Source organism: Streptococcus sp. 27098_8_22, assembly GCF_041432415.1.
Classification (GTDB): domain Bacteria; phylum Bacillota; class Bacilli; order Lactobacillales; family Streptococcaceae; genus Streptococcus; species Streptococcus pseudopneumoniae_M.
Genome location: NZ_JAPVZP010000002.1, coordinates 277661 through 290307, shown reverse-complemented (window position 1 = coordinate 290307; position 12647 = coordinate 277661). Strand labels below are relative to the sequence as shown.

The following is a 12647-nucleotide window of genomic DNA, read 5'->3' as shown; positions in this document are numbered from 1 at the left end:
TTGTCTATATCATAAAGGAGATATCATGAAACTCAAAGAAACTTTAAATCTAGGGAAAACAGATTTCCCAATGCGTGCAGGACTTCCAACCAAAGAGCCAGTCTGGCAAAAAGAGTGGGAAGAAGCAAAGCTCTACCAACGTCGTCAAGAGTTGAATGAAGGGAAACCTCACTTCACTCTTCATGATGGACCTCCGTACGCTAACGGAAATATCCACGTTGGTCATGCTATGAACAAGATTTCAAAAGATATCATTGTTCGTTCTAAGTCTATGTCAGGATTCTACGCGCCATACATCCCAGGTTGGGATACACACGGACTACCAATCGAGCAAGTTTTGGCAAAACAAGGTGTTAAACGCAAAGAGATGGATTTGGTTGAATACTTGAAACTTTGCCGTGAATACGCTCTTTCTCAAGTAGATAAACAACGCGAAGACTTCAAACGTTTAGGTGTTTCTGGTGACTGGGAAAATCCATATGTAACTTTGACCCCTGACTATGAAGCAGCGCAAATTCGTGTCTTCGGCGAGATGGCTAACAAGGGCTATATCTACCGTGGTGCCAAGCCAGTTTACTGGTCATGGTCATCTGAGTCAGCTCTTGCTGAAGCAGAAATTGAATACCATGACTTGGTTTCAACATCACTGTACTATGCCAATAAGATCAAGGATGGCAAAGGTGTCCTAGACACTGATACTTACATCGTTGTTTGGACAACAACTCCATTTACTATCACTGCTTCTCGTGGTTTGACTGTTGGTGCGGATATTGATTACGTTTTGGTTCAACCTGCTGGTGAAACTCGTAAGTTTGTGGTTGCTGCTGAATTGTTGAACAGCTTGTCTGAGAAATTTGGCTGGACTGATGTTCAAGTTTTGGCTACTTATCGTGGTCAAGAATTGAACCATATCGTGACAGAACACCCATGGGATACTGCAGTAGATGAACTCGTTATCCTTGGTGACCACGTTACAACTGACTCTGGTACAGGTATCGTCCATACAGCTCCTGGTTTTGGTGAGGACGACTACAATGTTGGTGTGGCTAATGGTCTTGAAGTTGCTGTGACAGTTAACGAACGCGGAATCATGATGGCTAATGCTGGCGCTGAGTTCGAAGGTCAATTCTATGACAAGGTGGTTCCAACTGTTATCGAGAAACTAGGCAACCTCCTTCTTGCTCAAGAAGAAATCTCTCACTCATACCCATTTGACTGGCGTACGAAAAAACCAATCATCTGGCGTGCAGTGCCACAATGGTTTGCTTCTGTATCAAAATTCCGTCAAGAAATCTTGGATGAAATTGAAAAAGTGAAATTCCACTCAGAATGGGGGAAAGTTCGTCTTTACAACATGATTCGTGACCGTGGTGACTGGGTAATCTCACGTCAACGTGCTTGGGGTGTTCCACTTCCGATCTTCTATGCTGAAGACGGCACACCAATCATGACAGCTGAAACGATTGAGCATGTAGCTCAACTCTTTGAAGAGCATGGTTCCATCGTCTGGTGGGAACGTGATGCTAAAGACCTCTTGCCAGAAGGATTTACACATCCAGGTTCACCAAATGGCGAGTTCAAGAAAGAAACAGACATCATGGACGTATGGTTTGACTCAGGTTCATCATGGAATGGTGTCGTGGTTAACCGTCCAGAACTCAAATACCCAGCTGACCTCTACCTTGAAGGTTCAGATCAATACCGTGGTTGGTTCAACTCTTCTCTTATCACATCTGTGGCTAACCATGGTGTGGCACCATACAAACAAATCTTGTCACAAGGATTTGCCCTTGACGGTAAAGGTGAAAAGATGTCTAAATCTCTTGGAAATACCATTGCTCCAAGCGATGTTGAGAAACAATTTGGTGCGGAAATCTTGCGTCTCTGGGTAACAAGTGTTGACTCAAGCAATGACGTGCGTATCTCAATGGATATCTTGAGCCAAGTTTCTGAAACTTACCGTAAGATCCGTAACACTCTTCGTTTCTTGATTGCTAACACATCTGACTTTAACCCAGCTGAGGATGCAGTTGCTTACGAAGAACTTCGTTCAGTTGACAAGTACATGACTATTCGCTTTAACCAACTTGTTAAGACAATTCGTGATGCTTATGCTGACTTTGAATTCTTGACAATCTATAAAGCACTAGTGAACTTTATCAACGTTGACTTGTCAGCCTTCTACCTTGACTTCGCCAAAGACGTTGTCTACATCGAAGGTGCCAAATCATTGGAACGCCGTCAAATGCAAACTGTCTTCTATGATGTTTTGGTGAAAATCACTAAACTCTTGACTCCAATTCTTCCTCACACTGCTGAAGAAATCTGGTCATATCTTGAGTTTGAGGCAGAAGACTTCGTCCAATTATCAGAATTACCAGAAGCTCAGACTTTTGCCAACCAAGAAGAAATATTAGATACCTGGTCAGCCTTCATGGACTTCCGTGGACAAGCTCAAAAAGCCTTGGAAGAAGCGCGTAATGAAAAAGTGATTGGTAAATCACTTGAAGCTCACTTGACAGTTTATCCAAATGAAGTGGTTAAAACTCTTCTTGGAGCTCTTGATAGCAATGTTGCTCAACTCTTGATCGTCTCAGAATTGACTATCGCAGAAGGTGCAGCTCCAGAAGGTGCAGTAGCCTTTGAAGATGTAGCTTTCACTGTAGAACGTGCAGCTGGTGAAGTGTGTGACCGTTGCCGTCGTATCGACCCGACAACAGCAGAACGTCATTACAATGCAACTATCTGTGACCACTGCGCAAGCATCGTTGAAGAAAACTTTGCGGACGCAGTAGCAGAAGGATTTGAAGCTAAATAATTTTATATACTGGAGTCTGAGACAAAATAGTTCTCAGCCACAAAAAGCTAGAGGTTCCCAATTGTGGAACTCTAGCTTTTTAATTTTGAGTCGTTCTCTTATTGTATAGCTAATTGAAACAAAAACAGTACATAACGTGTATAATCTTCTTATGGCATATTCAATAGATTTTCGTAAAAAAGTTCTCGCTTATTGTGAGCGAACAGGTAGTATAACAGGTGCATCACACGTTTTCCAAATCTCACGTAATACCATTTATGGCTGGTTAAAACTAAAAGAGAAAACAGGAGAGCTAAACCATCAAGTAAAAGGAACAAAACCAAGAAAAGTTGATAGAGATAGACTTAAAACCTATCTTGCTGACAATCCAGATGCTTATTTGACTGAAATAGCTTCTGAATTTAACTGTCATCCAACTACCATTCACTATGCTCTCAAAGCTATGGGGTTCACTCGAAAAAAAGAACCACACCTACTATGAACAAGACCCAGAAAAAGTAGCTTTATTTCTTAAACATTTTAATAGTTCAAAGCACCTATTTATATTGATGAAACAGGATTCGATACTTATTTTTATCGAGAATATGGTCGCTCTTTAAAAGGTCAGCTAATAAAAGGTAAAGTATCTGGAAGAAGATATCAGAGGATTTTGGTTGCAGGGCTAACAAATGGTGAGTTAATAGCTCCAATGACTTACGAAGAGACGATGACAAGCGAATTTTTTGAAGCTTGATTTCAGAAGTTTCTCTTACCAACATTAAACAAACCATCAGTTATTATTATGGATAATGCAAGATTCCATAGAATGGGTAAGATAGAGCTCTTATGGGAAGAGTTTGGGCATAAACTTTTACCCCTTCCTCCCTACTCACCTGAGTACAATCCTATTGAGAAAACATGAGCTCATATCAAAAAGCACCTCAAAAAGGTATTACCAAGTTGCAATACTTTTTACGAGTCTCTGTCGTCTTATTCTTGTTTCAATTGACTATATATATTTGTAAACTAAGCAAACAAAAAAGAGGTTGGGACAAAAGATCCCGACCTCACTTTTTATTAGCAATCAAACTTTGACGCGATAGCTGATTGGACTTTTTGTTCGTCTTTTAGACTCCAAAAAGCTCCTAATCATCCTCACGGGGCTGGGAATACGAAATCGAGACTTTGTCTATCGATTTCTGTCCCACCGCCTTTTTTTAAATATAATGGAGCCGGTGGGAGTCGAACCCACGTCCAAACACCTGCTAACATATTTGTCTACAACCATAGGTTATGTATTGTTTTAACAGCTCCTCGACACATAACTCAAGCCTAGGAACTGCGAGTCTATAAATCTCTTATCAAACTGCTAGACAAAGTTTGATCGTATCTCGCTAATAATAAGACCTGTCATTGAACACGAGCGATCCAAATCGGGTCACGCCTGCTGGTTTTTAGGCAGCTAGAGCGTAAGAAGTGTTATTTTTTGCAGTTATATTTAACTGAGCGTTTACGTCGCCACACGAGTCGCAAAATATGCCTCATAATGCCTGTCGAATCCGTAACGACCCCAAAAGACAATACAATTATTATACCTTATCTGAGGGGAAATTGCAAAAGTCAAGTAAAAAAAGGAATGACACTTTGTCATGTATATGTTTTATAAGTGGCTGTTTAGAGCGATGAAGAGTCATTAACTTAGTAAGAAAATCAAGAGAAAAACTGGAAATCATGTTATAATAAAGAGATAGAATCGTAAGAAAGAGTGGATGATTTTTTTGATAATTCCTACTTATAATTGGCAATTCGCTCCGCAAGTTGAGGATGCGGATTTTACAAAGATAGCTAAGAAAGCTGGTTTGGGCCCTGAAGTAGCTCGTTTGTTATTTGAACGAGGCATCAAGGATGAAACTAGTCTAAAAAAATTTTTAGAACCTTCTTTGGAGGAATTGCATGATCCCTACCTTTTAAATGATATGGAAAAGGCAGTGGAGCGAATTCGCCATGCTATTGAGCAAGGGGAACTGATTCTCATTTACGGGGACTACGATGCGGATGGGATGACTTCGGCTTCCATTGTTAAGGAAAGTTTAGAACAGTTAGGCGCTGAGTGCCTGGTTTATCTTCCCAATCGCTTTACGGATGGTTATGGTCCAAATGCTAGTGTCTACAAATATTTCATTGAACAGCAGGGTGTTTCTTTGATTGTGACGGTGGACAATGGTGTGGCGGGGCATGAAGCCATTGATTTGGCCCAGTATATGGGAGTGGACGTCATTGTGACCGACCACCATTCTATGCCTGAGGATTTACCAGATGCCTATGCTATTATCCATCCTGAACATCCAGGGGCTGACTATCCTTTCGAGCATTTGGCGGGTTGTGGTGTCGCATTTAAGTTGGCTTGTGCCCTTTTGGAAGAAGTACAGGTTGAATTGCTAGACTTGGTTGCTATCGGTACAATTGCCGACATGGTCAGCTTGACGGACGAAAATCGTATCATGGTCCAGTATGGTCTTGAAGTCTTGCGCAATACTCAGCGAATGGGTCTACAAGAAATGTTTGAAATCGCTGGGATTTCGAGTAGTGATGTGACAGAAGAGACAGTTGGTTTTCAGTTAGCACCGCGTTTAAATGCTCTAGGACGTTTGGATGATCCCAATCCAGCTATTGATTTGTTGACTGGATTTGACGATGAGAAAGTGCATGAAATCGCTCTTTTGATTCATCAAAAGAATGAAGAACGTAAGGAAATTGTTCAGTCTATTTACGATGAAGCCAAGGGCATGGTGGATCCTGATAAAAGTGTTCAAGTTTTGGCTAAAGAAGGCTGGAATCCAGGAGTTCTTGGAATTGTAGCTGGACGCTTGCTTGAAGAATTAGGCCAGACGGTTGTTGTCTTGAATATCGAAGATGGACGCGCCAAGGGGAGTGCTCGAAGTATAGAAGCAGTCGATATCTTTGAAGCCTTGGACCCACATCGAGAACTGTTTATCGCCTTTGGTGGTCACGCAGGTGCTGCAGGTATGACCCTTGAAGTGGAAAAGTTGGAAGTCTTGTCTGATGTTTTGGAAGCCTATATCCGAGAAAAAGGTGCAGATGCCCAAGGTAAAAACAATCTATTTTTAGACGAAGAACTGGACTTAGAGGCCTTGAGTTTGGAGACGGTGAAAAGTTTTGAACGTCTAGCTCCTTTTGGGATGGATAACCAAAAGCCTGTCTTCTACATTCGAGATTTTCAAGTTGAAAATGCTCGCGTTATGGGAGCTGGGAATGCTCATCTCAAGCTGAAAATTTCAAAAGGTGAGGCCAGTTTTGAGGTAGTCGCTTTTGGTCAAGGGAAATGGGCGACTGAATTCTCACAGACCAAGCAACTGGAACTAGCAGTGACTCTCTCTGTCAACCAATGGAATGGACAAACAACCTTGCAGTTGATGATGGTTGATGCCCGTGTAGAAGGTGTCCAGCTCTTTAACATCCGTGGTAAGAATGCCCTGTTGCCAGAAGGGGTAGCCGTTTTGGACTTTACGCAAGAGTTACCTGATGTGACCTCTTGTTCAGCTATTGTCGTGAAGAATATCCCTGAGGATATATCCCTTATTAAGAAAATCTTTCAGGAACAGGAATTTTCAGCTATTTACTTTAAAAATGATATAGCTAAGGCTTACTACTTGACGGGCTATGGCACAAGAGAGCAGTTTGCAAAATTGTATAAAACCATCTATCAGTTCCCAGAGTTTGACATTCGCTATAAACTCAAGGATTTGGCAGCCTTTCTCAAGATTGAGCAAATCCTATTAGTCAAAATGATTCAGATATTTGAAGAGCTTGGCTTTGTGACCATTGAAAATGGAGTCATGAGGGTGAATAAAGAGGCTGAAAAGCGTGATATAGCTGAAAGTCAGATTTATCAAAAGCTAAAACAAACTGTCAAAGAGCAAGAGATTATGGCGCTTGGAACAGTCCAGGAAATCTATGATTTCTTGATGGAAAAAAGTGAATAGAGATCGAAAGAGTTGGCTTGCTGACTCTTTTTTGTTTGCTATCAAAAACTACATCAATGAAAGGAATTTAGTGCTATAATGAGAGGAGTGAAGGACTGTTGAACCTTGTTGAAGAAAGTTATACTCTTCAAAAATCTCTTCAAACCACGTCAGCTTTATCTGCAACCTCAAAGCGGTGCTTTGAGCAACCTGCGGCTAGCTTCCTAGTTTGCTCTTTGATTTTCATTGAGTATTAGTATCAAAAGTACCAGAGAAGTTAGTCGGAGTAGAAAATGGATAAAGAGAAGAAAAAGAAATTACTGGCAGAGTATAAGCAGCAACAGAAGAAAGAATTTGAAGCTAGTTTACCGATAACAAGGGAGATTTTTTTAGATTTGTTTGATTTTTTGGATCAGGAGTTAGAGTCGCTGACTTGTCCTGCTGATTTTACCTTGACTAGGTCCTTTCTAAAAGGGCGTGATTTAGAAGTTGAAGTGATTTTGGGATTTTTAGAAGCAAATGGAGCCTACTGTGACTGCGAAGTGCTTTATAATGTTGCTGACTTATTTGAAGATTAGATAGGATGGGAGCACCAATTGTCTCATTTGCCCCTCTTATTAGTGCTGCTTTGTCCGTTATTGAACGGAAAGAGGTAGTTGAAGTGTGATTATCTGTGAGATTCATTTTGAAAATTAGTAAAAAAATGGTATAATAAATGGAAAAGATTCGGCTGAAAGTGAATTGGACTTTCAGAAAAAGAGAGCATTTAAAGCTCTACAAACAGTTGAAGTGACTATTCGGAGGAAAAATGAATACTATTAAATTGACAACACTTGGGGGTGTACGTGAAAATGGTAAGAACATGTACATCGCAGAAATTAACGACTCGATTTTTGTATTGGACGCAGGTTTGAAATATCCTGAAAATGAACAGTTGGGTGTCGATGTCGTTATTCCAAATATGGACTATTTGTTTGAAAATAGCGACCGTATTGCTGGGGTTTTCTTAACACACGGGCATGCGGATGCGATTGGCGCCCTTCCTTATCTCTTGGCAGAAGCTAAGGTTCCTGTATTTGGCTCAGAGCTGACCATCGAACTTGCCAAACTCTTTGTTAAGGGAAATGACAGCGTCAAGAAATTTGATGATTTCCATGTGATTGATGAAAATACAGAGATTGATTTTGGTGGAACGATAGTGTCCTTTTTCCGTACAACCCACTCTATCCCAGAAAGTTTGGGTGTGGTCTTGAAAACATCTGAAGGTAACATCGTCTATACAGGAGATTTCAAGTTTGACCAAACAGCTAGTGAATCATATGCCACTGACTTTGGACGTTTAGCCGAAATTGGTCGTGAAGGAGTCCTGGCTCTTCTAAGTGATTCTGCCAATGCAGATAGCAATATCCAAGTAGCCAGTGAAAATGAAGTTGGTGTAGAAATCACGCAAACCATCTCTGACTGGGATGGACGCATCATCGTTGCTGCAGTTGCAAGTAACCTTTCTCGCATTCAGCAGGTTTTTGATGCAGCCGCGGAGACAGGACGCCGTGTTGTCTTGACAGGATTTGATATTGAAAATATCGTCCGTACAGCTATTCGTCTGAAAAAATTGTCTTTAGCAAGTGAAAATCTTTTGATTAAGCCAAAAGATATGTCTCGTTTTGAAGATCACGAATTAATTATACTTGAAACTGGACGTATGGGTGAACCAATTAACGGCCTACGCAAGATGTCTATCGGTCGTCACCGTTATGTTGAAATCAAAGAAGGTGACCTAGTTTATATCGTTACAACACCATCAATCGCCAAGGAAGCGGTTATGGCACGTGTAGAAAATATGGTCTACCAAGCAGGAGGTATTGTTCGACTCATTACATCAAGCCTACGTGTATCAGGACATGGAAATGCTCGTGATTTACAGTTGATGATCAATCTTTTGAGACCACAATATCTCTTCCCTATTCAAGGAGAGTATCGTGAATTGGATGCTCACGCTAGAGCGGCAATGGCAGTGGGCATGTTGCCAGAGCATATTTTCATTCCCAAAAAAGGAAGTACTATGTCCTATGAACATGGTGACTTTGTTCCGTCAGGTGCTATCACTGCGGGAGATATTCTGATTGATGGAAATGCTATTGGAGATGTCGGAAATGTTGTTCTTCGTGACCGTAAGGTCTTGTCGGAGGATGGAATCTTTATCGTTGCGATTACAGTTAACCGTCGTGAGAAGAGAATCATTGCCAAGGCACGAGTGCACACACGTGGATTTGTTTATCTCAAGAAGAGTCGTGACATCTTGCGTGAGAGCTCAGAGCTGATTAACCAAACAGTTGAAGACTATCTACAAGGTGAAGAGTTTGATTGGGCAGAACTCAAAGGTAAAGTTCGAGACAGTTTGTCCAAGTTCCTCTTTGATCAAACTAAGCGTCGTCCAGCCATCTTACCAGTAGTTATGGAAGCAAAATAATAATTAAATAAAGATCTAGAAAAAGTCGAATTTCGGCTTTTTCTTATCTTAAACCTAAAAGGAGAAAATAATGGCAGTAATGAAGATTGAGTACTACTCAGAAGTTTTGGATATGGAATGGGGAGTCAATGTTCTGTACCCTGATGGCTCTAGGGTAACAGACCCGGATTGCACAGATATTCCTGTCCTCTATCTCTTACATGGGATGTCTGGCAACCATAATAGTTGGCTCAAACGTACCAATGTAGAGCGCTTGGTGCGAGGGACCAATCTGATTGTTGTCATGCCTAATACAAGTAACGGTTGGTATACCGACACCCAATATGGATTTAACTACTATACTGCCTTATCAGAAGAGTTACCTAAAGTCATGAAGCGCTTTTTCCCTAACATGACTAGTAAACGTGAAAAGACTTTTATTGCTGGACTATCTATGGGCGGTTATGGTTCCTTCAAATTAGCTCTGTCAACTAACAGTTTCTCCTATGCAGCTAGTTTTTCTGGTGCCCTTAGTTTTCAGGAGTTTTCTCCAGAAAATCAAGATTTAGGGAATCGGACATATTGGCAAGGTATTTTTGGTGAGATTAAAAATTGGGAAAGTAGTCCATATTCACTGGAAAGCCTAGCTGAAAAGTCAGATAAGAAGACCAAGCTTTGGGTTTGGTGTGGCGAACAAGATTATCTTTATTCTGCTAATAATCTAGCAGTTAAAAATCTCAAAAATCTAGGTTTTAATGTAACCTATAGTCATAGTCCAGGTGCCCATGAATGGTATTACTGGGAAAAACAATTGGAACGTTTTTTGGCTACACTGCCGATTGATTTCAAATTGGAAGAGAGATTGAGCTAGTTTTTTATAAATAAACTACCATTTATAGTTATTATTGGCTAAAAAACAATTTTCACTAGACTTTTTAATCGGAAATAGTAAAATAGTAGAGAGAAACTAGTTGAAAGAGAGAAAAATATGTATCGTTATCAGCTTGGGATACCATTATCAGAGTATGATGATTTTGTAAAAGAACATCCCATGGTTAATCTATTACAAAGTAGTGCTTGGGAAAAAGTGAAATCTGATTGGAATCATGAGAGACTTGGTGTTTATGAAGGGAAAACATTACTGGCTGTGGCTAGTATTCTCATTAAGTCTCTGCCTTTGGGGTATAAAATGTTTTATATTCCAAGAGGTCCCATATTGGATTATAGGGATACAGAACTTTTAAAGTTTGTCCTGCAGTCTATTAAGTCTTATGCTCGCAGTAAGAGAGCGGTTTTTGTGACTTTTGACCCAAGTATTTGCCTATCTCAAAGTTTAATCAATCAGGAAAAGACAGAATATCCTGAAAATTTGGCTATTATTGATAGTTTGCAACAAATGGGAGTAAAGTGGTCAGGAAAAACAGAGGAAATGGGGGACACCATTCAACCTCGTATTCAGGCGAAAATATACAAGGAAAATTTTGAAGAAGATAAACTTTCCAAGTCAACAAAACAGGCTATTCGAACAGCACGGAATAAGGGGGTAGAGATTCAATTTGGTGGAACTGAATTATTGGAGTCTTTTTCCTTTTTGATGAAAAAAACCGAGAAGCGAAAAGAGATTCATTTGAGGAATGAAGCCTATTATAAAAAGTTGTTAGATAATTTTAAGGACAAGGCCTACATCACCTTGGCAACCTTGAATGTCTCTAAACGTTCGCAAGAATTAGAAGAACAGTTAGCGAAAAACAGAGCCTTGGAAGAGACCTTTACTGAGTCGACTCGCACTTCAAAAGTAGAAGCGCAGAAGAAGGAAAAAGAACGTTTGTTAGAGGAATTGACCTTCTTGCAGGAATATATAGATGCAGGTCAAGCGAGAGTTCCTTTAGCGGCTACCCTGACTTTAGAATTCGGACAAACTTCTGTCAATCTATACGCAGGAATGGATGAAGATTTTAAACGATATAAAGCCCCTATTTTGACTTGGTATGAGACAGCTCGATATTCCTTTGAACGTGGCATTTTATGGCAAAATTTAGGAGGCGTCGAGAATGCTTTAGATGGTGGACTCTATCGTTTTAAAACTAATTTTAATCCAACGATCGAAGAATACTTGGGTGAATTTACAATGCCTACCCATCCTCTCTATCCTCTGTTAAGACTTGCTCTTGATTTCCGTAAAACATTAAGAAAAAAACATAGAAAGTAAGTACATGGCACTAATTACACTCACGAAAGAAGAGTTTCGTACTTACTTCTAATCAGGTTTCTTCTCGTTCCTTTATGCAATCTGTCCAGATGGGTGATTTGATAGAAAAAAGAGGAGCTCAAATTGTTTATCTTGCTTTAAAACAAGAAGGAGAAATTCAAGTTGCAGCTCTGGTTTATAGCTTGCCTATGCTAGGTGGTCTGCATATGGAGCTCAATTCGGGGCCGTTTTATACCCAACAAGATGCCCTTCCAGTTTTTTATGCGGAGTTAAAAGAATATGCCAAGCAAAATGGTGTATTAGAGTTGCTTGTAAAACCCTATGAGACCTGTCAAGCTTTTGACAGTGATGGGAAGCCAATAGATGAAGAAGAAAAAGTATTATCCAAGATTTGTGTAATTTAGGCTACCAATTTGATGGTTTGCCAACCGGTTATCCTAATGGCGAAATTTTTTGGCATTTTATCAAAGATTTGGAGGGTTACGATGAGAAATCTTTGCTGAAATCCTTTAATAAAAACAGTATTCGAAATATTCAATCAGCATATGATTTTAATCTGATTGTAAGAAATATAGAACGAAATGAAATTTCGAAATTCAAACAAATTATTGAAGAAACAGGAAAAATACAAGGGTTTAAGGATAAGAATTTAGATTATTACTGTAAATTGTATGATGCTTTTGAGGACAAGGCGGCTTTTCTAATTGCTGAAGTGAATCCTAAAAAATCAATCGAAGCTCTCGATGTGAAGCAGGCTGGTCTTGATGAAAGGTCAAAGCAATTTAAACAGCAATATCAAGCTTTACAAAAGAAAAAAGATCTTTTGAGGAACTTGGATAGTGAATCTGACAACATTGCTTTAGCTTGTGCTTTAATCATTTACACAAATACGGAAGTAGCATATTTGTTTGGAGGCTCATTTACAGAGTATCAGAAGTTTTCTGCTCCGTTTTTGCTTCAATATCATGCAATGAAGCAGGCTCTGGAAAGAAAAATTGGCAAATACAATTTTCTGGGTATTCAAGGGATTTTTGATGGAAGTGATGGCGTATTACGATTTAAGCAGAACTTTAATGGTTATATTGTGAGAAAGGCAGGAACTTTCCGATATTATCCAAATCCAATCAAGTTTAAGTGTTTACAATTTTTGAAAAAAATAATCGGAAGATAAGTGAACAAAGTGGTTTTAGTTTTCTTTCAGCTTACTCG

At 39.8% G+C, this 12647-nt stretch carries 6 protein-coding genes, 1 other RNA gene and 2 pseudogenes; 8 read left to right on the top strand and 1 reads right to left on the bottom strand.

Annotated elements, in window-relative coordinates; all coding sequences use genetic code 11:
• The first annotated feature begins 25 nt into the window (after positions 1–25).
• Positions 26–2818, top strand: a complete 2793-nt coding sequence (ileS, locus tag O3633_RS05055; protein ID WP_371620602.1) for an isoleucine--tRNA ligase — start codon at positions 26–28, stop codon at positions 2816–2818.
• A 151-nt stretch (positions 2819–2969) separates the two neighbouring features.
• Positions 2970–3806: pseudogene (locus O3633_RS05050) on the top strand (IS630 family transposase).
• A 215-nt stretch (positions 3807–4021) separates the two neighbouring features.
• On the opposite strand, the gene ssrA reads toward O3633_RS05050, so the two are convergent.
• Positions 4022–4369: a transfer-messenger RNA gene (gene ssrA / locus O3633_RS05045) on the bottom strand.
• 206 nt (positions 4370–4575) lie between these two features.
• On the opposite strand from ssrA, the gene recJ reads away from it, so the two are divergent.
• The 6 genes and pseudogenes from recJ (at position 4576) to O3633_RS05015 (ending at position 12609) form a co-directional block, all read left to right on the top strand.
• On the top strand, positions 4576–6801 hold the full coding sequence (gene recJ, locus O3633_RS05040; protein WP_371620622.1) for a single-stranded-DNA-specific exonuclease RecJ: 2226 nt from the start codon (positions 4576–4578) through the stop codon (positions 6799–6801).
• A gap of 272 nt (positions 6802–7073) precedes the next feature.
• Entirely contained in the window at positions 7074–7358 is a 285-nt protein-coding gene (locus tag O3633_RS05035; protein WP_371620601.1) for a DUF2695 domain-containing protein, read from the top strand.
• Positions 7359–7588: 230 nt separating this feature from the next.
• Positions 7589–9250, top strand: a complete 1662-nt coding sequence (locus O3633_RS05030) for a ribonuclease J (protein ID WP_371620600.1) — start codon at positions 7589–7591, stop codon at positions 9248–9250.
• A gap of 70 nt (positions 9251–9320) precedes the next feature.
• Positions 9321–10100 (top strand): alpha/beta hydrolase, encoded by a 780-nt coding sequence (locus tag O3633_RS05025; protein ID WP_371620599.1) that lies wholly within the window; start codon positions 9321–9323, stop codon positions 10098–10100.
• A gap of 117 nt (positions 10101–10217) precedes the next feature.
• On the top strand, positions 10218–11438 hold the full coding sequence (murM, locus tag O3633_RS05020; RefSeq protein ID WP_371620598.1) for a peptidoglycan bridge formation alanyltransferase MurM: 1221 nt from the start codon (positions 10218–10220) through the stop codon (positions 11436–11438).
• Between the two features lie 4 nt (positions 11439–11442).
• Positions 11443–12609: pseudogene (locus O3633_RS05015) on the top strand (peptidoglycan bridge formation glycyltransferase FemA/FemB family protein).
• Positions 12610–12647: the final 38 nt, after the last annotated feature.

Coding starts and splice junctions, on each gene's coding strand:
- ileS (WP_371620602.1), top strand. CDS start 26: ATGAAACTCAAAGAAACTTTAAATCTAGGGAAAACAGATTTCCCAATG.
- O3633_RS05025 (WP_371620599.1), top strand. CDS start 9,321: ATGGCAGTAATGAAGATTGAGTACTACTCAGAAGTTTTGGATATGGAA.
- murM (WP_371620598.1), top strand. CDS start 10,218: ATGTATCGTTATCAGCTTGGGATACCATTATCAGAGTATGATGATTTT.
- O3633_RS05035 (WP_371620601.1), top strand. CDS start 7,074: ATGGATAAAGAGAAGAAAAAGAAATTACTGGCAGAGTATAAGCAGCAA.
- O3633_RS05030 (WP_371620600.1), top strand. CDS start 7,589: ATGAATACTATTAAATTGACAACACTTGGGGGTGTACGTGAAAATGGT.